The following is a 24,719-nucleotide window of genomic DNA, read 5'->3' as shown; positions in this document are numbered from 1 at the left end:
CGCCATGATCAAGCATCCGCCACCTCGCCTGCGCGGGCCATTTGCCCGCCTGCCCCTCAGACGGTTAACGGCCGCGCTCGCGCTCATGGCCGCGCTTGCCCTGTGGCTGTGGGCGTTGCCTGCCCTGGTGCTGCGAGACGGTTTCTCGCTCCGCGGCAGCAGCGGCGCCTGCGCACGATACGGCTATCGCGATCCCGTCATCGGGCAATCGCGGCCTGCGCCGTTGCCCCATGCCCCCACCGCCGGGGCCTGCGCGTCAGCACCATCGGGAGCCAGGCCATGACCGACGCGTCGTTTCCGCCAAGTCTCCACAATCCGTCTGATGGTGCGGCGATGGCGGCCGCAACGCGGCGCCGGCTTGTCGCGTTGTTCCTCGTCATTCCGCTCGCCCTGATTGGCGGATCGTTGGCGGGCCTGGAAATCGGGCGGTTATCGGCATCGTCTTCTTACCATGACCGACGCCTGGAGCAGGTTTCGGGAGACTTGCAGAGTGTCGAAGGCGATTACTTGCTCGCGATCGGCGATTCTCATGTCGCGCGCTGGCAGGCCCGCGAGATGTGCGGCCTGCCCCTGATCAATGCGGGACTGCATGGCGCAACGACGGCTGACGCCGACGCCACCCTGGCAAGGTTGGCGCTGCCGCGTCCGCCCCGCGCGATCATCCTGACCGTCGGCACCAATGACGCCAACCGCAAGCGCTTCCTCGAGCCGCCGCAAGCCGTGACCCGCTTCCGCCATGCCTTCCGGGCGCTGCTGCGGCGTGTTTCGCGACAAACTGATCTGGTCGTCGTGACAAGCCTGCCCGCGATGGACGCCCGGCAGGCCCACGCCTTCTCGCCGGAGGTGGCGGCGGAGATCGCGACAGCCGCTGAGACCTCATGTCGGCGGCATGCCGCCTGTCGGGTCGCCGAAGGCTTCGGCACTGGCATTGCCCTGCGCGACGGGCTGCATCTGGTCGATTACGAGCGCGCCTATGCGAGCATCGCGCCGCAGATCTGCGGCGCCCTGGCGGAAGAACAGGCGAGCCCACGCCAGAACGCCGACGCAGGGACGCCATGACGCCCCGAGGGGCTGGACCAGGGACTTGCATGGCCCCATCTAAAAGGGTGAAACCCATCGGCTCCGACAGTGAGCCCAGTCAGGGGCCCTCATGGTTGCCATTTCTGTTCTCGACCTCGTTCCCGTCCGTGAAGGACAGGAGCCGGGTGATGCGCTGCGCTCTTCGATCGATCTCGCCCGCCATGCCGAGGCGCTGGGCTATACCCGCTATTGGGTGGCCGAGCACCACAACATGGTCGGCATCGCCAGCGCCGCGACCGCGGTCGTCATCGGCCAGCTCGCCGCCGCCACCAAGACAATCCGCGTCGGAGCGGGCGGCATCATGCTGCCCAATCATGCCCCGCTGATCATCGCCGAGCAGTTCGGCACGCTCGAAGCCCTGTTCCCGGGCCGCATCGACCTCGGGCTCGGCCGCGCGCCCGGCACCGACCAGATGACCATGCGGGCGATGCGGCGCAGCCCGATGGCGTCCGACCAGTTCCCGCAGGATGTGCTGGAGGTGCAGGCCTTCCTCGCGCCGGCCGGGCCCAATCAGGCGATCCAGGCCGTGCCGGGCGCCGGTCAGAACGTCCCGCTGTGGATCCTGGGCTCGAGCCTGTTCGGCGCGCAACTGGCCGCCGAACTCGGCCTGCCTTACGCCTTCGCCTCGCATTTCGCGCCCGATGCGCTGATGCAGGCTTTCGCCGTCTATCGCGAGCGCTTCAAGCCCTCCGAGCAGCTCGCGCGACCTTATGCGATGCCCGGCATCAACGTCATCGCCGCCGAGACGGATGCCGAGGCGCGGTACCTCGCAACCTCGCTGCAGCAGCGCTTCGTCGGCATGGTGCGCGGCCAGCGCGGCAAGCTGCAGCCGCCGCTCGATGACATCGAGACCTATTGGTCGCCCGCCGAAAAGGCCCATGTCTCGGGCATGCTGCGTTACGCCTTCATCGGCTCGCCCGAAACGTTGAAGCGCAGCCTGGGCGCCTTCATCGCAGCGACACGTGTCGATGAGATCCTGGTGACGGCGCCGATCTTCGACCACGCCGCGCGGAAGCGCTCCTTCGAGATTCTGGCCAGCATCGCCCCCGAGCTCGGGATCGAAGCCAAGGCGGCCTGATCCGCCCGGGAACTTCCGTTGCCGCATGACGTTGGCCGGTTTTTGCGCAAATGCGACGATTTCGGGGGAAACCTATGAAACTGAATGTGGCGGCGACGCTGCTCTATGGCTTCGACAGCGACACGCAGGTGATCGCTGCGATCGAGGCCGCTCGCTCGCCAGACCAGACGGTCATCTCCGAAAGCCTGGTGATTTCCTCCAACGCCCTCCTGGTACGCGACCAGGATCCGGTCACGGGCGAACGCCGTTTTCGCACGGCCCTCTCCGGCCAGGTCGAGATCCGGTACCAGGCACTCGTCGACAATGGCGATCGCAAGCCGCTGGGTGCCGATGCACGCCAGCATGCCTGGTCGGAGCTGCCGCTCGACGTCCTGCCCTATCTGCTGCCGAGCCGTTTCTCGCCGTCCGACGAGTTCATGCGCTTCGCCCAGCGCGAGTTCTGCGCGATCCAGGGCGGGGGCGCCCGCATTCTCGCCGTGCTCGACTGGCTCCATGAGCATCTCGACTATGTCCATGGCGTCAGTCATGCCCAGACCACGGCCGAACAGACCTTCATCGATCGCGCCGGCGTCTGCCGCGACTTCACCCATCTCGGCATCGCGCTGACGCGGGCGCTCAACATCCCGGCACGCGCGGTCAGCGCCTATGCGCTCGATCTTAATCCGCCGGATTTTCACGCGATCTTCGAGGTCTATCTCGACGGGCGCTGGTGGTTGGTCGATCCGACCCGTCTGGCTCCCGTCGAAGGCATGGTGCGGATCGCCACCGGGCGCGATGCCGCCGACATCGCCTTCCTGACCAGCCAGTTCAACTGCCAGTGCCTCGCCCAGACCATCACCGTCACCCGCGCACAGGACGATGCCGACCAGCAGGCGGCCTGAATGAATCAAAGGCCCCGCCGCTCGATGGCGAGCGCGGGGCCGAAACGTTCAAACGCGACTGAACTCAATCGTCGTCGTCATCATCGTCGTCCCGGCGGCGCGAACGGCGCCAGCGCGAGCGGCGATCATCATCGTCGTCGTCGTCATCGCGCCTTCTGCGGCGGACCCGCCGGCGACGGCGATCATCGTCGTCATCATCGTCGTCTGCATGGACTGTCGTGGTCGTGGCGACCCCGAGCACCGCCGCGATCGGCAGCCCCAAAAGCATCCGCAACAAGCCGCGGCGATGCTGATCGGCATCGAGTGTCATTTTGACTCCTGGAATGCGGAGTGGACCATTGGTGTCCGCCCCTCGATCCCGCCCCTCCACAAGAGGACCGGCGGAAGCAAAACGCAGGCGCAAGGGCTTTATTCCATCGGGACGCATCACGGATGCGCGAGCGCAGATCAGGCGACGACAGCCCGCCGCGCCGACCGGCGGAGATTCAAGCCCAGGGCCGCCAGGAAGAACACGGCCTGGACCACGACAATGCAGGGCCCGGTCGCTCCGTCGAGATGGAAGCTGAGGATCGTGCCCAGCACGCTGGAGAGCGTCGCGGCGGCGACCGCCACCGCCAGCATGGCATCAAAACGCCGGGTCGTCAGGAAGCCGATGGCGCCCGGCGCGATCAGCATCGCCACCACGAGGATGATGCCGACGGCCTTCAGCGCGGCGACGATGGTCAGTGCCAGCAGCATCAAAAGGCCGAAATTCAGCCACCGCACCGGCAGGCCGATCGCCCTGGCATGGGCGGGATCGAAGGCGACCAGCAGGAAGTCCCGACGCTTGGCCAGCATGATCGCGATGGTCGGCACCGCGATCGCCGCCGTCTCGGCGATGTCGGCCCAGCGCACGCCAAGCATGTTGCCGAACAGCACATGCAGCAGATGCTGGTCGCTTTCGACCTTGACGAACATGACAAGCCCCAGCGCGAACATGCCGGAGAAGACGATGCCCATCACCGTGTCCTCCTTCACCCGGCTGTTCTCCTTGAGATAGCCGATGGCGAGTGAACAACTCAGCCCCGCGACGAAGGCGCCGGCCGCCAGCGGCAGGCCCGCGATCTGCGCCAGCACGATGCCGGGCAGCACGGCGTGCGAGACGGCATCGCCCATCAGCGACCAGCCCTTGAGGATCAGGAAGCAGGACAGCACCGCGCAGACGATGCCGACGATCACCGCGACCACGAGCCCACGCTGCATGAACTCATGCGAGAGCGGTGCGATCAGCCAGGCTTCGATCAGGCTCATGGCGTCAGCCCTCTCCGAATGGGGCGATGTCGGCGCGAACCTGCCCCCTCCCCCCGCTTGCGTTGGGGATGGTTGGGGTGGGGGGCAGTCCCGCCTGGTAAAACGACAAAGGACGGCGCTCCGGCTTTCCGCCCCCCATCCCTATCCCTCCCCCACCGCAAGCGGGGGGAAGGGGACACCGTCGAGCCTCCTGAGCAAAACTCATGGCGCGGTCTCCGCCACGGCGCGCGCCGCCCGCGCTGCGGCGAGCCGCCCATGCTTGGGCGCGAAGACGAAGGCGAGCAGGAACAGGATGGTCTGGAACACCACGATCAGCCCGCCCGTCGAGCCGTCGAGGAAATAGCTCGAATAGGCGCCGGCCGCGCTGGTGACGACGCCAAGCGCAACGGCCAGGCAGATCAGCCGGCCGAAACGATCGCACAGCAGATAGGCGGTGGCGCCGGGCGTGATCACCATCGCGATGACCAGCACGGCCCCGACCGTCTGCAGCGCTGCAACCGTGCAGGCACTGAGCAGGACGAAGAACAGGATCTTCATCCGCGTCGGCGAGAGGCCGACCGCCCGCGCCTGATTCTCGTCGAAGAAGACCAGCATCAGGTCGCGCCAGCGCGCGATCAGCACGACGAGCGAGACCACGGCGATGATCGCGACCTGGATGACGTCCTCATCCGAGATGCCCAGGATGTTGCCGAGCACGATCGACTGGACGTTCACCGAAGTGGGATTAATCGAAACGATCAGAAGGCCAACGGCGAAGAAGGTGGTGAAGACGATGCCGATGACGGCGTCTTCGCGCAGTTGCGTGCGGACCCGCACCAGCGCCATGGCCAATGCCGCCAGCATCCCCGAAAAGAACGCGCCTGCCGCATAGGGCACCTTGAGCAGATAGGCGAGCGCGACGCCGGGCACGATCGCATGCGCCAGCGCATCGCCCATCAGCGACCAGCCCTTCAGCATCAGAAAGCAGGACAGGAAGGCGCAGACCCCGCCAACCAGCGCCGAGACCCAGATCGCCCGGACCATGTATTGATAGGCGAACGGCTCCAGCAGCAGTTCCATCATGGCGCCGCCGGATCCTTGACGGGATCCGCCGTCTCGCCGGTCGCCAGTTCTCCAGTTGCCTTGACGCCAGCCATGCGCTCGCTGTCCTGACGGCCGTAAAGCACCAGCGGGCGCTCGTCATCGGTGATGACGGTGACGCGCCGTTCATCCTCGTCATCATGCAGATCGGCCCCACCAAGCCGGAAATGCCGCAGCGCGCCCCCGAAAGCCCGCTGGAGATTGTCATGGGTGAAGGTCGTCGCGGTCGGCCCGGCCGCCAGCACCGTCTTGTTGATGATCACGACCTGGTCGCAGAAATCCGGGATCGAGCCGAGATTATGCGTCGAGACCAGCATCAGCCGACCCTCGTCGCGCAATTCGCGCATCAGCCCGACGATCGCATCCTCGGTCTTGACGTCGACACCGGTGAAAGGCTCGTCGAGCAGGATGACCTGCCCGCCCTGCGCCAGGGCCCGGGCGAGGAAGACCCGCTTGCGCTGCCCGCCCGACAATTCGCCGATCTGGCGGGTGCGGAACTCAAGCATGTTGACGCGCGCCAGTGCCTGATCGACCGCCTCGCGATCCGCCCGGCCCGCGATCCGCAGGAAGCCCATATGGCCATAGCGGCCCATCATCACCACGTCCTCGACGAGGACGGGGAAGGTCCAGTCGACCTCCTCGGCCTGCGGCACATAGGCGACGAGACCGCGCTTCAGCGCCTGGCGCACGGGGAGCCCGGCAATCGAGACCGAACCGCGCGCCGGCTTCAAAAAGCCCATCAGCGTCTTGAACAGGGTCGATTTGCCCGAGCCGTTGATGCCGACGAGCGCGCAGATCGTACCGGCGCCCAGCGCGAAGGAGGCGTCATTCACGGCCGTGACGCCGTTGGTGTAGCGCACGGTGACACCCTCGACGGAAATCGAGGCCGTGCCCTCATGAAGCCCGACCGCCAGAGCGTTCACTGGCCGAAGCCCTTCGCGATCGTGTCCACGGTCACCTCGAGCAGCTTCAGATAGGTCGGCACCGGCCCGCCCTCCGCCGAGAGCGAATCGACATAGAGCACGCCGCCATAGGTCGCGCCGGTCTCGCGGGCGACCTGCCTGGAGGCCTTGTCCGAGATCGTGCTTTCGCTGAACAGGGCCGGGATCTTGTTCTTGCGGACGAGATCGATCAGCCGGCGCACCTGCTGCGGCGTGCCCTGCTGGTCGGCGTTGATCGGCCAGAGATAGGCCTCGCGCCAACCATAGTCGCGCGCGAGATAGGAAAACGCCCCTTCGCTGGTCACGAGCCAGCGCTGTGCGTGCGGCACCTTGTCGAGCCGCGCCCGCAGCGGCGCATCGACCGCTTTGATCTTGTCGGCATAGGCCTTGGCGTTGGCAGCATAAGTCGAAGCCCGTGCCGGGTCAGCTTCCGACATCGCCTTGCGGATGTTCTCGACATAGATCAGCGCGCTTGCCGTCGACATCCAGGCATGCGGGTTCGGCCGGCCCTCATAGGGTCCCTCATTGATGCTGACGGGCACGACGCCGTCGCTGACCACCGCGCTCCTGACATCCTTCACATTCTCGAAGAAGCGCTCGAACCAGCGTTCGAGATTCATCCCGTTCCAGAGCACGAGATCGGCCTGCTGCGCCTTCACCACATCCAGAGGCGTGGGCTGATAATCGTGGATCTCGGCACCTGGCTTGGTGATCGATTCGACGATCGCGGCATCGCCGGCGACGTTCTGGGCGATGTCCTGGATCACCGTGAAGGTGGTCACGACGCGCAGTTTTTTCTCCTGCGCCAGCGCCGCGCCCGGCCCCATCGCCAGGCCGCCCGCCAGAAGCGCGACCGCACTCAAGCTGATGAAAGATCGACGCGAACGCATGCCGTCTCCTGTCGGATTCCTGTTCATGCAGCACGCTATTGCAAACCACTTGCATCTGTCAATGCAGTTGCGAGCCATTTGCAATAAAGCGCTTTTGCACATGCGACGCAGAATTGCTATGCCGGCGCGATGACAGGGACTGAACGCCGCGTGGCCGGATTTGAGGGCCAGCTCAGGGATGCCGGGCTGCGGATGACGCAGCAGCGCCGGCTCATCCTGCGTGTGCTGGCCGAAGCCGACGATCACCCCGACGCCAAGGGCATCTTCACCCGCGCCTTCGCGCATGATCCGACGCTCTCGCTCTCCACGGTGTATCGCACCATGAAGGTGCTGGAGACGCAAGGCGCGATCGAACGCCACGCCTTCGAGGACGGAGTCTCGCGCTATGAACACACCGGCCAAGAGCATCACGACCACCTGATCGACATCGAGACCGGAGATGTGATCGAATTCTCCTCCGACGCGATCGAGGAACTGCAGCGCCGGATCGCCGCCGAACTCGGCTACGAACTCGTCCGCCACCGGCTGGAGCTTTATGGGCGCAAGAAGCCTCCCGGCACGCGGGGGAAGAAGGGTTAGACACAACCGTCATTGCGAGCGCAGCGAAGCAATCCAGCATCATAAAGCGCGACGCCTCCTGGATTGCTTCGCTGCGCTCGCAATGACGCGCTGGTCTCACCCGCGCAACAGCGCCTCCAAATCAGGCCCCACCGGCACGATCCCCGTCGGGTTGATGGTGCCGTGGCTTTCATAATAATGCCGCTTGATGTGGTCGAAATTGACCGTCTCCTTCACGCCTTCGACCTCAAGAAGAGCCTTCAGATAGGCGCTCAACCGCGGATAGTCGCCGATGCGCCGGATATTGCATTTGAAATGCCCGACATAGACGGCGTCGAACCGAATCAGCGTCGTGAACAGGCGCCAGTCCGCCTCCGTGACAGTATCGCCGATCAGGAACCGTCGCGTCTCCAGCCGCGCTTCCAGCCAATCAAGCGTGTCGAAGAGCGGTCCGACCGCCTCCTCATAGGCATCCTGCGTCGTCGCGAACCCGGCCTTGTAGACGCCGTTGTTCACGGTGTCGTAGACGCGCGCATTGACCTCGTCGATCTCGCCGCGAAGCGCGGGCGGATAGAAATCGCCGGCCTTGGCGCCGATTCCATCGAAGGCCGTGTTGAACATCCGGATGATCTCGGAGGATTCGTTGTTGACGATCGTGCCCTTGTGCTTGTCCCAGAGCACAGGGACGGTGACGCGTCCAGTGTAGTGCGGATCGGCACGCGTATAGACCTCGTAAAGATGCTGTGCTCCGCCGATCGGATCGGGCACCACGCCCTCGCCTTCCGCGAAGGTCCAGCCCTCGTCGCGCATCAGCCAGTGCACCACCGAGACGTCGATCATCGGCTCGAGGCCCTTGAGCGCCCGCAGGATCAGCGCGCGATGCGCCCAGGGACATGCGAGCGAGACATAAAGATGGTAGCGCCCGGCCTCCGCCTTGAAACCGCCCTCCCCCCTCGGCCCAGGCGCGCCGTCGGCCGTCACCCAGTTGCGGAAGGCGCTGTCCTGACGCTGGAATCGTCCACCGCTCTTGGAGGTGTCGTACCACTTGTCCTGCCACTGACCATCGACGAGAAGACCCATCTCATATTCTCCGCGGCCGCAGCCTTAGCTTCAGGATTGCCCGCGCGGGACGCTTCATCGCGACGGCGGGCCCGAGTGCGGACCCGTAGCAACAACAGCCCTGGCATACCGGCCGTTCCCCTCGCTCGCGGGAGCGTGAGGGCGCCGGCGCTGCGCGCTTACGCCTCCGCCCGCCAGGGATAGCTCCAGGTCTCGGTCAGCGTCTTCTCTCCGCTCCTCAGAAAGGCCCGCATCTCCGCGAGTTGCCCCGGCTCGACGACGATGTCGATGAAGGCACGGAAGCCTTGCGTCTTCCGATTCGGCACGATGAAGGCGCGGTCGATCCGGCCATAGGCGATCGAGGGCACGATCACGACCTTTTCCGGCTGCCGCAGATGATAATCGAGGTCGCCGCCGGCGAAGTCGATGATGAAGCGCCGCGCGCCGGCGTTGACCGGCTCGCCCGAGCCCAGCGCCTTGGGCTTGGCCTGATAGGTGTTGATGATGCGCCCGCCCGGATGCAGATCGTTCGAATCCAGCATCGCCGTCAGCTTGTAGCTGAAGGAGAACTCGCGGCCGGGTTCCAGCGGCGTCTTCGGTGCCCACAGCGCGACGATGTTGTCGTTGGTCTCGTCGGTTGTCGGCATCTCGATCAATTCGACAACGCCCTCGCCCCAATCGCCCTGCGGCTCGATCCAGTAGGACGGCCGAAACTCGTAGCTGAGGTCGAGATCCTGGTAATGCTCGAACACGCGATCGCGCTGCATCAGCCCGAAGCCGCGGACATTGCGCTCGACGAAGGAGGACACCGCCTGCTGCCGTGGATTGCGCAGCGGCCGCCAGATCCATTCGCCTGTGCCGGAATGGATCATCAGCCCGTCGGAATCATGCAGTTCGGTGCGGAAATCGTCATGGAAGCGGCGGTCGTTCTCGCCGGTGAAGAACATCGAGGTGAGCGGCGCGAGTCCAAGCTTCTCGATCGGCTTGCGCGGAAACAGCGTCGCCCCGAAATCGACCACCGAATCCACGTCCGGATAGATGTGGAAGCGGTAGGCACCGGTCACGGAGGCCGAATCGAGCAGCGCATAGACCGTCACGCGCTCCGCATTGGGTTGGGGCGCCTCGACCCAGAACTCCCGGAACATCGGGAACTCCTCGCCGGCACCGCCCGCGCCGATCGACAGCCCACGTGCCGACAGGCCGTAGCGCTGTTCGCGGCCCAGAACCCGGAAATAGCTCGCGCCGATGAACGAGATCAGTTCGTCATAGATGCGCGGATCGTTGAGCGGGTAATGCAGGCGGAACCCGGCAAAGCCGAGATTGACCGGCAGCGGCTTGTCGAACTTGACCCGGCCGTAGTCGAACAGATTGGCGGCGTACGGCACCGGCGTCGGCACGCCGTCGCGCACGACGTTGACGACGACAGGCCGGGTGAACAGGAAGCCCGGATGAAACATCTGCATCCGGAAAGGCGAGCCGTTCTGGGCGAGCAGCGCGCGATCGGGCCGAAAGCGGATGTCGCGCCAGGCATCGAAATCCAGCCGCGCCAGCGGCTCGGGCAGGTTCGGACCGGGATCATAGGGAACCGCCGCGATCTCACGGGCGCGGCGCACCACCTCCTCGAAGCCGAAGCGCGGCTGCGGCGGCTGCGCGGAGGGGTCGGGCTGCGGCGCGGGCTGCTGCGCCAGCAGGACGGAAGGCGCCGCGGAAAGGCTCAGGGCGGCTGAAAGCCCCGCCAGGACGCGGCGGCGGTCGGGGAGAGTCATGTTGGGTCCGTCATCTGGTCTCGGCCGCCATCTCAGGCGGTCCATCAAAGGCTTGCCGGCCAGTGACTTAGGCGAGGAATTGGGGCCGGTCTAGGGCAGCATCTCGCGAGCGACATAGCGGCCCGCCCAAGGCGCGCCGTTGACAGGTCGCGGCGGCGCTTTCTAGTGTTCGGCTCTGGCTGGATGCAGCCTGCCGCTCGCGCCCGCAAGGGTCTGGTGAATGCATCCCGACATGGTTTCCCGATCCCGATCGTTCGGTGGACGGCCATCAGCAATGCGAGCCCTGATCGTTTCGTCTGCTCAACGTGAAGGATCACGACGATGCGCAGCTTTCGCGACGCGAAGCTGATGGCCAGAACCCTGCGCGAGGCGTTGGCCTCGAGGCAGGTTGACCTCACCCACTCGGAATCACTGGAACTCGTGGCACGACAGTTCGGCTTTGCCGACTGGAACACCGCCTCCGCCAGCTTCGGTGAATACCGCGACGGACCGGGCACGGCCAAGACCGATGTCTCTGGCGTCAACCTCGGCACGGGGATTCCGATCCTGCGGATTTTCGAGGTCGGGAAGGCGCGGGAATTCTACCTCGATTTCCTCGGCTTCACGCTGGATTGGGAGCACCGCTTCGGTCCCAACTTCCCGATCTACATGCAGGTCTCGCGCTCCGGCCTGACCCTGCATCTCTCGGAGCATCATGGCGACGCCAGCCCGGGCTCGACCGTTTTCGTCAGGATGAAAGGCGTCGATGCCTACCGCGCCGAGTTGATCGGCAAGCACTACCCCTATTCCAAGCCGCGCATTCAGGACAACGCCCCTGGAGGGCGCCTGCTGGAGGTGCCCGATCCGTTCGGGAACCGGATCCGGTTCAGCGAGGCCCGGGAATAGGGCGGGGGTCAGACGATGGCCAGAGGCAGGTGCCGGGCTATCATGTCGAAATCCCGATCCTGATGGAGCAGCGTATGGCCGCGCTCGATGCAATAGGTGGCGATCAAAAGGTCGATCGTCTTGCGAAGCGTAACACCTCGCTGCCGCAGAATGCGCGAATGACGGGCCGCAGCGATCGCGAGCGCCTCATCGACCATCGGCTCGACTTTGAAGCGCCGCATAGCCCGCTCAATGCTTTCCGCGTGGCGCTCGTCGCGCGCGCCACGCAAGACCTCCATCAATACCAAATCGCCGACGATGATCCGCGTCGGAGCCTGTATCGCCGCCAGCGCGGCCACGGCCGGACTGCTCTGCGATCGAAGCTGGCCGATCCAGACGGAGCTGTCGACCACGATCATGGCTGATGGTCGACAGCGCGATCGGTTCGCATCGCGTCGAGATCGCCCTCCCAACCGAGACCGCGCATCTCCTGGATCACCTGACGTAACTCGGCATCCTTCAAGAGCCGGCGCAGCGCCTCCTCGACAGTCGCCTTCTTGGTGGTCAATCCGGTCGCCGCCATCGCTTCTTTGAGAAGAGCATCGTCGATGTCGATATTGGTTCGCATCGCTAGCCTCATGTGTATGATAAGAGTCAATCATACACATTGGCCGGCTCGCAGACAAATCGAACATCGTCTTCAAAAAATCCTTGTGCGCCCGGGCCATCGTCCGTATATGCAGCTCACCCAATTCGCACGTGCCTGTGGCCGCGTGTCAGTCGGTGGGCATCCGGACAAGAGGCCGGACAGCCGCCAGGTGTTGGAGACGGATGGAGGGGGATGGATATCCCCTCAAATCACGCTCCCGGTTTCCTTCTCCAGGGAACTGTCACCGAACAGCGACTGGCAGCCGGAGGCGAAACCGGCGAACCCCGAATCTCCACGGGGGACGCAGCTTAAAGCAACGACGGAACGGGCTTTTTTTGGTCTCGCTGGTCCTCCAAAGATCAGCACCGAAGAGGCTTGTCCTTCATTGCCGGGCGTGCGGGGGCTTCCCCAAGCGACGGTTACCAGGGTCCGGACGTTTCGTTCGGCAAATCGCGGCGTTTCCAACGCGTCGTGTATTGCTCGATCGACTCAAGCCGGCTTCATGTCGCATCGGCGCCGCCAGCGCCGTAAGGGAGACGCGTCTCATGACCGAGCGCATCCGTGAGTTCCTTCGTTCCCGCCGCGATGACGGTCCCTGCGTCGTCATCGACCTCGATGTGGTGCGCGAGAACTATCATGCCTTCTCGCGGTCCCTCCCCGACACGCGCGTCTTCTACGCGGTGAAGGCGAACCCGGCTCCCGAAGTGCTCGCTTTGCTGGCTAAGCTCGGCTCCAGCTTCGATTGCGCCTCGGTTGTCGAGATCGAGCTCGCACTCGCCGCCGGCGCCACCGCCGACCGCATCTCCTTCGGCAACACCATCAAGAAGGAGCGTGACGTCGCCCGCGCCATGGAGCTCGGCGTGCGCCTTTTCGCCGTCGATTGCACGGCGGAAGTCGAGAAGGTCGCCCGCTCGGCCGAAAAGACGGCTGCGTCGGATGTGCGCATCTTCTGCCGCATCCTCTGCGACGGTGCCGGCGCCGACTGGCCGCTCTCGCGTAAGTTCGGCTGCGAGCCCGATATGGCAGCCGACGTGCTCGAGCACGGCCATCGCCTCGGCCTGACCGCTCATGGCATCTCGTTCCATGTCGGTTCGCAACAGGCCAACGTCAACGCCTGGGATTCCGCTCTGGGCTCCGCCTCGGCGGTGTTCAAGGAATGCGCCACCCGTGGGCTCTCGCTATCGATGGTCAATCTGGGCGGCGGCTTCCCGGCGCGTTATCTGAAGCCGATCCCGGGCGTGCCGTCCTATGGCGATGCCATCTTCCAGGCGCTGTCGAAGCATTTCGGCAACCGCCTGCCCGAGACCATCATCGAGCCGGGTCGCGGCATGGTCGGCAATGCCGGCCTGATCGAGACCGAGGTCGTGCTGATTTCGAAGAAGGCCAAGGACGATCAGGTCGCCTGGGTCTATCTCGACATCGGCAAGTTCAACGGTCTCGCCGAGACCATGGACGAGGCGATCCGCTACCCGATCCGCAGCGCCCGCGACGGCGATGCGACGGTGCCCTGCATCCTGGCCGGCCCGACCTGCGATTCGGTCGATGTCATGTACGAGAAGACCCCGTACATGCTGCCCTTCAGCCTGGAGATCGGCGACAAGCTGCTGATCGAGGGCACGGGCGCTTATACGACGACCTATTCGGCCGTCGCCTTTAACGGCTTTCCGCCGCTGAGGCAGTACGTCATCTGACGCAGAGCATGATGCCGAAAAGTGGGTACCGGTTTTCGGACCACATCATGCTCATAGGATAAGTGGCGCGACCTAAACCGCGCCCCTCACCCATCGGGTCCGGCGAAGCGCCCTGCCAGGTTCGGCAGGCCGCCCGGCGGTTTCGGGCGGAGCGTCCGCGTCTCCAAGAAGGGAGAGCGCGGCCGTGGCTCCCGCCGGACCCTCTTCCACACATCCCTGTTGCTTGTGGCCGCGTTGGCGCGGCGCCGGGAAGGTCTGCGAGTTCGCAGGCGCTCCGGCCGGAGGTGCGTCATGATCACGATTCGCGACGAAGTCGCTGCCGATGTTCTCGCCCGCGAGGCGCTGCTCGACCGCTGCCTGGGCGAGCGCCGCACGGCCAAGTCGAGCGAGCGGCTCCGCGAGGGTCGTTTGCCGGCTGAGGGACTCGCCTTGACGGCCGAGCGCGATGGCGTCGTCGTCGCCACCGTGCGGCTTTGGCATGTCGAGGCCGGCGGCAAACCCGCGCTCCTGCTTGGCCCGCTCGCGGTCTCGCCGGAGCTTCAGGGCGAGGGCATCGGCCGCGCCATCATGCGCGAAGCGATCTGGCGCGCGGCCTGCCGCGGCCACGGCGCCGTGTTGCTCGTCGGCGATGCCGCCTATTATGAGCGCTTCGGCTTCTGCGGCGACCTGACCCGCGATCTCGCCATGCCCGGCCCGGTCGAGCGCGAGCGCTTCCTTGGCCTTGATCTGCGCGATGGCGCCTTGGCCGGCGCATCGGGCGTCCTCGTTGCGACGGGCCGTCAGGACGAGGCGGCACCGCTGGCGGAGCCCGTTCGCCGCGCCGCCTGAGGATAAGTCGGACGCCCCCGGCAATTCGCCGGGGCCGTCACGCATCCGTCATAGAAACGTAACCGCTTCGTCGTCGCACCCCGCCATGACCCCCGACAAAGGTAGGGGTGCATGGCGCAGTCGGTTGTCACGGCAGGCAGGACGAGCGAGTGGAGCGCGCCCCGCTGGCGGCCGCGCCAGGCGACTCTGCTCGCTTTCGCGATGCTGGCGCCGTCGCTGCTGTTTCTGGCGCTCTTCACCTACTGGCCGGTCGTTCAGGTCCTGTGGCAATCGTTCCACGGACAGATCCGGGTCGGCGGGCCGCAGGCCTATGTAGGCCTCGATAACTTCCTGAAGCTCTTCGCCGATCCCGCCTTCCGCAAGGCGCTGGGCAATAACCTCGTCTATGCGCTCGGCACGGTGATCCCCAGCCTCGTCCTGGCGCTGGGCTTTGCCATGGCGCTGGCGCGGTCGAGCCGGGTCAACGCGCTGTTTCGGGCCCTGTTCTTTTTGCCCGTCCTGATCCCGCTGGTCGCGGCGGCCTCGATCTTCCTGTTCCTCTTCCTGCCCAATGTCGGGCTGCTCGACTACCACCTCGCCAAGCTCGCCATCTCCGGCCCCAACTGGCTCGGCGATCCCGATATCGCGCTCTGGTCGATCATGGTGCTGACGATCTGGAAGAACGCCGGCTATTACATGCTGTTCTTTCTCGCCGGGCTGCAGGCGGTGCCGGCAGACGCCTATGAGGCCGCGATCATCGACGGCGCCGGCCCCTGGCAGCGCCTGCGCTACGTCACCCTGCCCTATCTCAAGCCAACGATCGGTTTCGTGCTGGTCATCGGTCTGCTCAATGTCGTCACCCAGGTCGACCATGTCTTCGTCCTAACCAAGGGCGGCCCCTCCGATTCCACCAACCTGTTGCTGTTTTACGTTTACCAGCAGGCGGTGGAGAACTACGACGCCGGCCGCGCCGCTGCCGGCACGCTGGTGATGCTGGCGCTGCTCCTCGTCGTCACCGCCTCCTCCCTGCGCACGCTCGAGCGCTCATTCGGGGAGAAGGACGCATGAGCGCCGCCAGCATGAGCACCGGCGTCTCCACCGGCGAAATCTCGCCCAAGCTGGGCTATGCCGCCACGCTGCTGATCGCCGGCCTCTGGATGGTGCCCTTCATCTGGATGCTGGTCGCCGCCTTCAATCCCGAAAGCATCGGGGCGGGCATGGCCTCACTGGTCCCGTCCTATATCCCGACGCTCGCCAATTTCCGCGAGGCCTGGGCCTCGGCCGATTTCCCGCGCTACGGCCTGAACACTCTAATCATCACGCTCGGCATCCTGGCCGTGCAGATCGTCACGATCACGCTGGCCGGCTACGCTTTCGCGCGCCTGGAGTTTCCCGGCCGCACGCTGTGCTTCTACCTCTTCCTGCTGCAGCTCATGCTGGCGCCGGTCGTGCTGATCGTCCCCAACCTGACCACGATCGCAAAGCTTGGCCTCTATGACAGCCTGATGGGCGTGATGGCGCCCTATTTCGCCTCGGCCTTCGGCACCTTCCTGATGCGGCAGGCCTTCCGGGCGATCCCGCGCGAACTGGAGGATGCTGCCCTGATCGACGGCGCCAGCGTCTTCCAGCGCATCGGCTTCATCTATCTGCCGCTGGCCAAGCCCTCGCTCGTCGCCTTCTCGATCGTCTCCGTCACGGCCCATTGGAACGAGTTCCTCTGGCCGCTGATGGTGATCAACTCTCCCGATCTGCGCCCGCTCACCGTCGGACTCGCCTCTTTCACCCGCGGCGCCGAAGGCGCTCAGGCCTGGGGCGTCATCGCGGCGGGAACCCTGCTGGTCAGCGCGCCGCTGCTGATCGCCTTTGCGCTGTTCCAGCGCGCCTTCGTCAACTCCTTCGTCTCCTCCGGCATCAAGTAAGGGAAGCCCACCATGACCACCACCAGACGCAATGTCCTGGCCGGCGCCGCGCTCGCCACGAGCTTCGCGCTCTCGCCCGCCTTCGCGCAGGCCCCCACCGAGATCGAGCTGTTCTTCCCCGTCCCCGTCGACGGCCAGCTCGCCCGCGACATGGGCATCCTGCTCAAGGAGTTCAACGAGAAGAACCCGACGATCAAGGCGACCCCGGTCTACACCGGCTCCTATGACGAGACCTTGATCAAGACCCGCGCCGCGATGAAGGCCGGCAAGCCGCCCGCCGCCGTGATCATGTCCGCCAACTTCCTGCTCGACCTCAAGATCGAGGGCGAGATCCAGCCGATGGACGCGCTGATCAAGGCCGACGGCAAGACCAACGACCAGTTCATGGGCCAGTTCTTCGACGCGCTGCACGGCAATGCCGTGCTCGACCGTCAGGTCTATGGCGTGCCCTTCCACAACTCGACGCCGCTGCTCTACGTCAACGCCGACCATCTCAAGGAAGCCGGCCTCGACCCTGAAAAGCTGCCCGCCAACTGGGAAGAGCTGGTCACCACTGCCAAGAAACTGACCAAGCGCGAGGGCGACCGCGTCACCCGCTGGGGCATGATGATGCCCTCCAACTATGATTACGGCGGCTGGATCCTGCAGGCCCTGACCCATTCCAATGGCGGCCAGTGGTTCAATGCCGAATACGGCGGCGAGGTCTATTACGACACCCCCTCCATGCTCGGCGCCCTGACCTTCTGGTCCGACCTCGTCTCCAAGCACAAGGTCCACCCTGCCGGCGTTCAGGCGGGCGGCGCGGTCTCCTCGGCCTTCCTCTCGGGTCAGGCTTCGATGATGCTGCTCTCGACGGGGTCGCTGACCCATATCCGCAACAATGCGAAGTTCCCCTATAAGGTCGCCTTCGTCCCGAAGAACGTGAAGAACGAAGTGCCGATCGGCGGCGCCTCGCTGGTCATCCCGACCGGCGTCGAGGGTGAGCGCCGCAAGGCCGCCTGGACGCTGATCAACTGGATGACCGCGCCCGAGAAGTCCGGCTGGTGGAGCCGCGCCACGGGCTATCTCGCACCGAACATGGCCGCCTACGACCTGCCAGAGATGAAGGCCTTTATCGAGAAGAACCCCGACGCTGGTATCGCCGTGAAGCAGCTCGACGTCGCCAAGCCGTGGTTCGCGACCTACAAGACCGTCCCCGTCCGCAAGGCGATCGAGGACGAGTTGCAGGCCGTGCTCTCGGCCAAGAAGACGCCGAAGGAGGCGCTGGTCGCCGCCCAGAAGGGCGCCGACGAGATCATGCGCCCCTATGTCGAGCAGACCGCGCTGAAGCTGCCGACGAACTGAAACGCCGCATCAACGGGATGCCCGGCCTCGCGCTGGGCATCCCATCATCGCTTTTCTGCCTGAGATGGCCGGGTCAAGCCCGGCCATGACGGCGTGCCGGACACCATCCCCATGCTCATCGCCCAGATCACCGACCTGCATATCCGTCCGCGCGGCAAGCCCGCCTATCGCGTCTCCGAGACCAATGCGCTGAGCGAGCGCGCCTTCGACGTCGTCGCCCGGCTGTCGCCGCGCCCCGATCTGCTGGTCATCACCGGCGACCTGACCGATTGCGGGCTTCCGGAGGAGTATGCGGTCCTGCGCGCGATGCTCGACGGGCTCGGCATTCCCGTGCTGGTCGTTCCGGGCAATCACGATCGCAGGGAGACGCTGACAGCCGGGTTGGCGCTGGATTCGCGTCAGGTGCTTGATGGCGGCTTCGTCCAGTTCGTCGCGGATATGGGCCCGATGCGGCTGATCGGCCTCGACACCCTGCAGCCCGGCAAGAGCGCCGGCGCGCTCTGCGCACAGCGGCTGTCCTTCCTCGACAAGGCGCTGACGGAAGCGGCCGGCAAGCCGGTCGCGATCTTCATGCACCACCCGCCGTTCGACTGCGGCATCGCGCATATGGATGCCATCCGCCTGCTCGACGGCGCGCAGGACTTCGCAGGGTTAGTCGCGCGCCACACCAATATCGAGCGCATCCTCTGCGGCCACCACCATCGCCCGATCGTGACGCGCTTTGCCGGCACCATCGCCCAGATCGCGCCCAGCGTGACCCATCAGGTCACGCTCGACCTCGCGGAAACCAGCGACTCCACCTTCCACATGGAGCCGCCGGCCTATCTGCTCCACTCCTTCCGGCAAGGCGCTGGTTTCGTCACGCATACGTCCTATGTCGAGCGCTTCCCGGGGCCCTACCCCTTCGTGCTCGACGCCGATTATCCCGGCGGTCACTAGACCGTCGCGGAGCGCCGCTCTTATCCTGGCTCGGCGTGGTTATTTGACTTAAAGGGCGCTTCCCCCATAGGAGCCGGGGTGGCTCCGCGCGGCCACCCCCAACAGCGTTGAATCCAAGGAGACAACCCGAGAATGAGCAACTGGCCCGTCTATGGAGAGATCACCGGCCCGATCGTGATGATCGGCTTCGGTTCGATCGGCCGCGGCACGCTGCCGATGATCGAGCGGCATCTGACATATGACAAGAGCCGGTTCGTGGTGATCGCGCCCGATGACGAGAACCGCCACCTTCTCGACGAGCGTGGCATCCGCTTCATCCAGGAAGCAGTCACCATCGACAACTACAAGACGATGCTTGAGCCGCTGCTGACCGCCGGCGGCGGCCAGGGCTTCTGCGTGAACCTGTCCTGCGACACCGGCTCGCGCGACATCATGGAATTCTGCTCCAGCCTCGGCGCGCTCTATATCGACACGGTCAACGAGCCCTGGCTCGGCTTCTATTTCGACGAGACCAAGGGCCCGGGCGAGCGCTCGAACTACGCGCTGCGCGAGATGACGCTCGCCGCCAAGCGCGCCCGCCAGCCCGGCTCGACCACGGCCGTCTCCTGCTGCGGCGCCAATCCCGGCATGGCCTCCTGGCTCGCCAAGAAGGCGCTGCTCAACATCGCCTCCGACATGCGCCTCAACGTGCCGCAGCCGACGACCCGCGAGGAATGGGCCGGCCTGATGAAGCAGGTTGGCGTCAAGGGCATTCACATCGCCGAACGGGACACCCAGCGCTCGAAGAACCCGAAGCCCCCGGGCGTCTTCGTAAACACCTGGTCGGTCGAGGGCTTCATTTCCGAGGGCGTGCAGCCGGCCGAACTCGGCTGGGGCACCCATGAGAAGTGGATGCCGGATAATGCCCGCACCCACGAAACCGGCTCCCAGGCCGCGATCTATCTGATGCAGCCCGGCGCCGAGACTAAGGTCAGGAGCTGGTGCCCGACGCCGGGTCCGCAATACGGCTTCCTGGTGACGCACAACGAGTCGATCTCGATCGCCGACTACTTCACCGTGCGCGACGACAGCGGCAAGGCGATCTATCGCCCGACCTGCCACTACGCCTATCACCCCGCCAACGACGCGGTGCTTTCGCTGCACGAGATGTTCGGCAATGCCGGCCGCCCGCAGGAGAAGCACCACATCCTCGATGAGGAAGAGGTCATCGACGGGATCGACGAGCTCGGCGTGCTGCTCTACGGCCACGAGAAGGGCGCCTACTGGTTCGGCTCGCAGCTCTCGACCGAGGAGACCCGCAAGCTCGCCCCCTACCAGACCGCGACCGGCCTGCAGGTCACCTCGGCGGTGCTCGCCGGCATGGTCTGGGCACTGGAAAATCCGACCGCCGGCATCGTCGAGGTCGAGGAGATGGACCTCGACCGCTGCCTGGAAATCCAGATGCCCTATCTCGGACCGGTGAAGGGCTACTACACCGACTGGACCCCGCTCGACGGTCGCCCGGGCCTCTTCCCGGAAGACATCGACGAAAGCGACCCCTGGCAGTTCCGGAACATTCTGGTGCGGTGACAGCCGTCATTCTCGGGCGATGCGCGCTTCCCTTCTCCCCTTGCGGGAGAAGGTGGCAGCGCGAAGCGCTGACGGATGAGGGGTCGCGCTACGTCGACCGTCTTCCCGTCGGCCAAGATCAATGACTGCGACCTGCGCGACCCCTCATCCGGCCCTTCGGGCCACCTTCTCCCGCAAGGGGAGAAGGGAGGGCGGCGCTACGGCGCCCGTTTCACCGCCACCCCCGCCAGCAGCGCCCCGGCGGTGAGGAAGAACAGGATCAGCACCGCGAGCCCCGCCCGCTGGCTGGCGAAGACCGTCGTCGCCAGCGCCACCAGCGTTGGTCCGAGAAACGACGTGACCTTCCCCGACAGCGCAAACAGCCCGAAAAACTCGCCCACGCGGTCGGGCGGCGCCAGCCGCGCCATCAGGCTGCGCGACGAGGCCTGGAGCGGCCCCGCGACAAGCCCGATCAGCAGGCCCAGCCCCAGATAGACCTTCTCCGGCAGCGAACCGAACAGCCCGTCGCCCGGCGTCGCGGGCGCAGCCTCGACGACGAACAGGATGCGGTCGGGCGCCAGCGAGAGGATGCCGAGGCAGGCCAGCAGCAGGCAGCCAATCGCGCCGAGCACCACCGCCTTGCCGCCGATCGCATCATCGATCCGTCCGCCGAGCCAGGCGCCGAGCGTGCCGGTGATCGTCAGCATGATCCCGAAAATGCCGATCTCGATCGTCTGCCAGCCGAAGACGCCCGCGGCATAGATCCCCCCGAAGGCAAACAGCGCCACCAGCGCATCCTGGTAGACCATGTTGGCGAGCAGGAAGCGCCCGAGCGAGGGCAGGCGCGGCAGCTCCCGCAGCGTCGCCAACAGCCGCCCGACGCCACCCCTGGCAGCCTCGGCGAGCCCCATGCCGGTGCGCGCGGAATCCGGCGTCAGCAGGAACATCGGCGTCACGAAGATCACGAACCAAAGCGCCGTCAGGGGTCCCGCGAAGCGATCGCCCTCGCGCGCCGCGGCATCGAGACCCAGCAGCGGCGTCAGGCCGACCAGCGTCCGGCCGGTCAGCGGATCGGCGGCCAGCAGCGCCAGCACGATCGCCAGCGACACCAGCCCGCCGAGATAGCCGATCGCCCAGCCCGTGCCCGACAGCCAGCCCAGCCGCTCCGGCGGCACGAGCCGCGTCATCATCGCATTGTTGAAGGTCGTCGCGAATTCGGCGCCGATGGTCGCGATGACGAAGCCGGTCAACGCGATCGGCACTGCCCAGGGCGAACCCGGCACCGCAAACCAGAGCGCGCCCGAGCCCAGCACCAGCATCGCGCCGAACACCGCGATCCAGGGCTTGCGCGGCCCGGTGCGGTCGGCGATGCCGCCCAGCAGCGGCGACAGCAGCGCGATGCACAGGCCGGCGAATCCCGTCGCATAGCCCCACAGGGCCTGCCCCTGAGCCGGGTCGGAAGCCAGCGCCGCAGCGAAGAACGGCGCGAAGACAAAGGTCGTGATCAGCGTGAAAAAGGGCTGCGCCGCCCAGTCGAAGAACAGCCAGGCGGTGACCGCGCGGCGGGGCGGGTAGTGAACAGGCGATAGGACCGCTGTCTCCGTGGCCGCGTTCATCTCACCACTAGCCTTTGGAGGTTTCAACAGCCGGACCAAAACGCGCTGTCATCCCAGGCGACCGAAGGGAGACCCGGATCCATGCCGGAACGCTGAACTTTAAAGGTTCCGGCATGGATCCCGGGTCTCCCTTCGGTCGCCCGGGATGACGGCGCGGAGAGGGAAACGGCGAGAGACTCACTGCAGCGTCGTCTCGGGGTCGCCGCCATTGCGCGCCAGTTCGATCTCGGTGATCGCGACCAGCACCTCGGCGCGCTGCTTCAGGCTCGGCGCCTCCAGCAGCGCCTGCTTCTCGCGCGGCCCGAACGGACACATCATCGAGAGCGCATTGACCAGCGCCTCATTGGGCGCCTCATTGACGCCCTTCCAGTCGATCTTGAGGTCGCTCGCCTTGGCAAACGCGCGCAGCGCCTTGAGCAGGCCGTTGCGATCGACCTCGTCCTCGCCGGCGCGGGCCGTGAAATCGAGCAGGAAGTCGTCATAGGCGACGCGGCACTGCCGATAGGGCGTCGTCGCCGGCAGCTCTTCGGCGATGCGGAAGCGGGAGACCCCGGTCAGCGTCAGGATGTAGCGGTCGTCGCCGGTCTCGGCGAACTGGGTGATGCGACCGAGGCAGCCGACCTGCAGCAGCGCCGGCATCGCCGATTGACGCCCGCTCTCCGGCTCGGGCTGGATCACTCCGATGATGCGGTGGGTCCTGATCGCATCGTCGATCATCGCGATATAACGCGGTTCGAAGATGTTGAGCGGCATCTGCCCGCGCGGCAGCAAAAGCGCGCCGCCCAGCGGGAAGACCGGGATCACCGCTGGGCAATCGTCCGGTCCCTTGTAGACGGCGTTCATCCCCATCGGCGGCAGCTCCTCAGTTTTTAAGAGAACAACAGGGTGGAGAGCTTGCGACGGCCCGCCATGCTGTGCTCGTCCATCGGCCCCCAGGCCTCGAAGAACTGCAGCAACTGCTTGCGGGCGCCATCCTCGTTCCAGGTCCGATCGGCCTTGATGATGGCGATCAGGTGATCGACAGCCTCCTCGCGGCGGTCGTTCGCATTCAAAGCGAGTGCCAGATCGAACCGGGCCTGATGGTCTTTGGGATCGGCGGCGACCTTTGCCTCGAGCTCGCTCGTATCGCCCAGCGCCGCGGCCTGCTGCGCCAGCTCGATGGCGGCGCGCACGGCCGCGACCGCGGGATCGGCGGCCTTCGCCTCGGGGACCATGCTCAGGATGCCGGTGGCGCCTTCGAGATCGCCCATGTCGAGATGCAGCCGTGCCAGGCCGGCGATGGCCGCGACGTTTTCGGGCTCCAACTCGAGCACACCGGCATAGAGTTCGCTGGCCCCGGCCGCGTCGCCCGCCTCGACGGCAGCCTTGGCCGCCTCGATCAGCTCTTCCGTGGCGCCCGGCCCCATCTTGCCGACGAGCTTCTCAATGAAGGCCTTGACCTGGCTTTCCGGCTGCGCGCCCATGAATCCGTCGATCGGCTGGCCCTGCTTGAAGGCGATCACGGCGGGAATCGATTGGATGCCGAGCTGTCCCGGGATCTCCGGAAACTCGTCGATGTTCATCTTGACGAGCTTGACCTTGCCGCCCGCCGCCTTGACCACTTTCTCGATCACGGGGGTAAGCTGCTTGCACGGCCCGCACCAGGGCGCCCAGAAATCGACCAGCACCGGCTGCTTCATCGACTCGGCCACGACATCCTGCCGAAAGCCTTGCGTCGTCGTATCCTTGATCAGGCCGGGTTGTTCGGCCGCATCGCTATTGACCAGCATGGGTCGTCCTTCGTCGCGCTCGGATCTTGAACTGGGGTCAGGTGCGGCCGCCGCAGCGACCGCCCCATAGATGGGGAGGATCAGCCGTTCTGTCCATCGTCGGGAACCGGCAAATCGACGATCAGCGGCTCATGGCCGGTCCCGCGCAAGAAGGCGAGCATGTCGTCGCGGGAAATCCGCAGGGTCGCGGTGTTGATCAGAGGATGGAAATTCATGTCCTCGCCGGTGACGAGGTTGGCATCGAGCACCATCGTCACCGCGCCCTCGCGGTCGTTGATCACCGCAAAGGCGGTGACCGAGCCAGGCGTGACGCCGAGCTTCTCCATCAAAGCCTCCGCCGAGCAGAAGGAGAGCCGCCCGCTGGCGCCCAGCGTCTCGTGCAGCCGCTTCAGATCGATGCGGGCATTCTCCCGCGCCGAAACCAGGAAAAGCCGGCCCTTCTTGTCCTTCACGAACAGGTTCTTCGAATGCAGCCCCGGCAGCGTGCCGCGCAGGCTCTGCGATTCGGCCACCGTGAAGACGGCCTCGTGATCGACGCGCTCGAAGGCGAGCCCCTGTGCGGTGAGATAGGCGCAGAGTTCGTCGGGCGTCAGCGGGGCAGTGGTCGCAAGCGTCTGGGACATCGGCCTTGTGTCGGGTTCGGCTGTGCGGAATCGTTTCGCGGATTGCTTTTGCAGGGTTCGCCGCGATGCGTAACGCCCCGATAGGGGTGCCACAAGCGCCGTTTGCGAGGCCGTCGGGCCCGCAAAGCCAGGACCAGGAACGTCATTCGGCAAAAGATGCAAGTTGCGCAACAAGGCGCTTGCACTGCGCGCCGCTTTGGGGCAATAAGCCGGCCTCCGCGGCGGAAACGGCGCGGTCATGTCCTGATGCGGGAGTAGCTCAGGGGTAGAGCACAACCTTGCCAAGGTTGGGGTCGAGGGTTCGAATCCCTTCTCCCGCTCCAGGAC

At 65.7% G+C, this 24,719-nt stretch carries 25 protein-coding genes and 1 tRNA gene; 13 read left to right on the top strand and 13 right to left on the bottom strand.

Annotated elements, in window-relative coordinates; genetic code table 11:
- Nucleotides 1-279 precede the first annotated feature (279 nt).
- From IP69_RS22190 to IP69_RS19480, 3 genes are all read left to right on the top strand, one after another.
- Nucleotides 280-1,059 carry a GDSL-type esterase/lipase family protein gene (locus IP69_RS22190; protein ID WP_210165951.1) on the top strand — a complete coding sequence of 260 codons (780 nt, stop codon included), beginning with the start codon at nt 280-282 and terminating at the stop codon, nt 1,057-1,059.
- 91 nt (nt 1,060-1,150) lie between these two features.
- Complete coding sequence (locus IP69_RS19485) at nt 1,151-2,158, top strand: LLM class flavin-dependent oxidoreductase (protein ID WP_054144492.1); 1,008 nt, start codon at nt 1,151-1,153, stop codon at nt 2,156-2,158.
- A 74-nt stretch (nt 2,159-2,232) separates the two neighbouring features.
- Nucleotides 2,233-3,039, top strand: coding sequence for a transglutaminase family protein (locus IP69_RS19480; protein ID WP_054144491.1), 807 nt, complete (start codon nt 2,233-2,235; stop codon nt 3,037-3,039).
- A gap of 64 nt (nt 3,040-3,103) precedes the next feature.
- Here the strand turns inward: IP69_RS19480 and IP69_RS19475 are convergent, their stop codons facing one another.
- The 5 genes from IP69_RS19475 to IP69_RS19455 all read right to left on the bottom strand — a co-directional run bounded on the left by IP69_RS19475 (nt 3,104) and on the right by IP69_RS19455 (nt 7,240).
- Nucleotides 3,104-3,349, bottom strand: coding sequence for a hypothetical protein (locus IP69_RS19475; protein ID WP_156323555.1), 246 nt, complete (start codon nt 3,347-3,349; stop codon nt 3,104-3,106).
- Between the two features lie 137 nt (nt 3,350-3,486).
- Entirely contained in the window at nt 3,487-4,329 is an 843-nt protein-coding gene (locus IP69_RS19470) for a metal ABC transporter permease (protein WP_054144490.1), read from the bottom strand.
- A 201-nt stretch (nt 4,330-4,530) separates the two neighbouring features.
- Entirely contained in the window at nt 4,531-5,391 is an 861-nt protein-coding gene (locus tag IP69_RS19465; protein ID WP_054144489.1) for a metal ABC transporter permease, read from the bottom strand.
- Complete coding sequence (locus IP69_RS19460) at nt 5,388-6,332, bottom strand: manganese/iron ABC transporter ATP-binding protein (RefSeq protein WP_054144488.1); 945 nt, start codon at nt 6,330-6,332, stop codon at nt 5,388-5,390. Before IP69_RS19460 ends, IP69_RS19465 begins: the two co-directional genes overlap by 4 nt.
- A complete protein-coding gene (locus tag IP69_RS19455; protein WP_054144487.1) occupies nt 6,329-7,240 on the bottom strand; it encodes a metal ABC transporter substrate-binding protein in 912 nt (303 codons plus the stop codon). The genes IP69_RS19460 and IP69_RS19455 overlap by 4 nt, the downstream gene beginning before the upstream one ends.
- Nucleotides 7,241-7,369: 129 nt before the next feature.
- Between IP69_RS19455 and IP69_RS19450 the strand changes: the two genes are divergently transcribed.
- Entirely contained in the window at nt 7,370-7,819 is a 450-nt protein-coding gene (locus IP69_RS19450) for a Fur family transcriptional regulator (protein ID WP_054144486.1), read from the top strand.
- Between the two features lie 96 nt (nt 7,820-7,915).
- Here the strand turns inward: IP69_RS19450 and IP69_RS19445 are convergent, their stop codons facing one another.
- Both IP69_RS19445 and IP69_RS19440 read right to left on the bottom strand, forming a co-directional pair.
- A complete protein-coding gene (locus IP69_RS19445; RefSeq protein WP_054144485.1) occupies nt 7,916-8,878 on the bottom strand; it encodes a glutathione S-transferase family protein in 963 nt (320 codons plus the stop codon).
- Between the two features lie 158 nt (nt 8,879-9,036).
- A complete protein-coding gene (locus tag IP69_RS19440) occupies nt 9,037-10,623 on the bottom strand; it encodes a glucan biosynthesis protein G (RefSeq protein WP_054144484.1) in 1,587 nt (528 codons plus the stop codon).
- A 321-nt stretch (nt 10,624-10,944) separates the two neighbouring features.
- On the opposite strand from IP69_RS19440, the gene IP69_RS19435 reads away from it, so the two are divergent.
- A complete protein-coding gene (locus tag IP69_RS19435) occupies nt 10,945-11,508 on the top strand; it encodes a glyoxalase superfamily protein (RefSeq protein WP_054144483.1) in 564 nt (187 codons plus the stop codon).
- A gap of 8 nt (nt 11,509-11,516) precedes the next feature.
- On the opposite strand, the gene IP69_RS19430 is transcribed toward IP69_RS19435, so the two are convergent.
- Nucleotides 11,517-11,906 (bottom strand): PIN domain nuclease, encoded by a 390-nt coding sequence (locus IP69_RS19430; RefSeq protein ID WP_054144482.1) that lies wholly within the window; start codon nt 11,904-11,906, stop codon nt 11,517-11,519.
- Nucleotides 11,903-12,115 carry a type II toxin-antitoxin system VapB family antitoxin gene (locus IP69_RS19425; protein WP_054144481.1) on the bottom strand — a complete coding sequence of 71 codons (213 nt, stop codon included), beginning with the start codon at nt 12,113-12,115 and terminating at the stop codon, nt 11,903-11,905. Before IP69_RS19425 ends, IP69_RS19430 begins: the two co-directional genes overlap by 4 nt.
- 566 nt (nt 12,116-12,681) lie before the next feature.
- Here IP69_RS19425 and IP69_RS19420 point away from each other — a divergent pair.
- The 7 genes from IP69_RS19420 (at nt 12,682) to IP69_RS19390 (ending at nt 20,405) form a co-directional block, all read left to right on the top strand.
- On the top strand, nt 12,682-13,827 hold the full coding sequence (locus IP69_RS19420; RefSeq protein ID WP_054144480.1) for a type III PLP-dependent enzyme: 1,146 nt from the start codon (nt 12,682-12,684) through the stop codon (nt 13,825-13,827).
- Nucleotides 13,828-14,118: 291 nt separating this feature from the next.
- Entirely contained in the window at nt 14,119-14,655 is a 537-nt protein-coding gene (locus IP69_RS19415) for an N-acetyltransferase (RefSeq protein WP_054144479.1), read from the top strand.
- A 201-nt stretch (nt 14,656-14,856) separates the two neighbouring features.
- Entirely contained in the window at nt 14,857-15,702 is an 846-nt protein-coding gene (locus tag IP69_RS19410) for a sugar ABC transporter permease (RefSeq protein WP_054144501.1), read from the top strand.
- The gene (locus IP69_RS19405) at nt 15,699-16,553 is read left to right on the top strand and encodes a carbohydrate ABC transporter permease (protein WP_054144478.1); all 855 of its coding nucleotides are present in this window, start codon (nt 15,699-15,701) and stop codon (nt 16,551-16,553) included. The genes IP69_RS19410 and IP69_RS19405 overlap by 4 nt, the downstream gene beginning before the upstream one ends.
- A gap of 12 nt (nt 16,554-16,565) precedes the next feature.
- Nucleotides 16,566-17,897, top strand: a complete 1,332-nt coding sequence (locus IP69_RS19400; RefSeq protein ID WP_054144477.1) for an ABC transporter substrate-binding protein — start codon at nt 16,566-16,568, stop codon at nt 17,895-17,897.
- A gap of 111 nt (nt 17,898-18,008) precedes the next feature.
- Nucleotides 18,009-18,836, top strand: a complete 828-nt coding sequence (locus tag IP69_RS19395) for a phosphodiesterase (RefSeq protein ID WP_054144476.1) — start codon at nt 18,009-18,011, stop codon at nt 18,834-18,836.
- Nucleotides 18,837-18,968: 132 nt separating this feature from the next.
- A complete protein-coding gene (locus IP69_RS19390) occupies nt 18,969-20,405 on the top strand; it encodes a homospermidine synthase (protein WP_054144475.1) in 1,437 nt (478 codons plus the stop codon).
- A gap of 197 nt (nt 20,406-20,602) precedes the next feature.
- Here the strand turns inward: IP69_RS19390 and IP69_RS19385 are convergent, their stop codons facing one another.
- The 4 genes from IP69_RS19385 to IP69_RS19370 form a co-directional block, all read right to left on the bottom strand.
- Nucleotides 20,603-22,027 (bottom strand): MFS transporter, encoded by a 1,425-nt coding sequence (locus IP69_RS19385; RefSeq protein WP_349236305.1) that lies wholly within the window; start codon nt 22,025-22,027, stop codon nt 20,603-20,605.
- Between the two features lie 150 nt (nt 22,028-22,177).
- Nucleotides 22,178-22,849 carry an LON peptidase substrate-binding domain-containing protein gene (locus IP69_RS19380; protein WP_054144473.1) on the bottom strand — a complete coding sequence of 224 codons (672 nt, stop codon included), beginning with the start codon at nt 22,847-22,849 and terminating at the stop codon, nt 22,178-22,180.
- A gap of 20 nt (nt 22,850-22,869) precedes the next feature.
- On the bottom strand, nt 22,870-23,769 hold the full coding sequence (gene trxA, locus IP69_RS19375) for a thioredoxin (RefSeq protein ID WP_054144472.1): 900 nt from the start codon (nt 23,767-23,769) through the stop codon (nt 22,870-22,872).
- A gap of 80 nt (nt 23,770-23,849) precedes the next feature.
- A complete protein-coding gene (locus tag IP69_RS19370) occupies nt 23,850-24,392 on the bottom strand; it encodes a prolyl-tRNA synthetase associated domain-containing protein (protein WP_054144471.1) in 543 nt (180 codons plus the stop codon).
- Between the two features lie 248 nt (nt 24,393-24,640).
- On the opposite strand from IP69_RS19370, the gene IP69_RS19365 reads away from it, so the two are divergent.
- Nucleotides 24,641-24,715 (top strand) — tRNA-Gly (locus tag IP69_RS19365).
- Nucleotides 24,716-24,719 lie beyond the last annotated feature (4 nt).

Origin of the sequence: Allobosea sp. AAP35 (assembly GCF_001295925.1) — a bacterium.
Taxonomy (GTDB): Bacteria; Pseudomonadota; Alphaproteobacteria; order Rhizobiales; family Beijerinckiaceae; genus Allobosea.
Note: the sequence above shows the minus strand (reverse complement) of the source record. Positions and strands in the feature narration are given on the sequence as shown.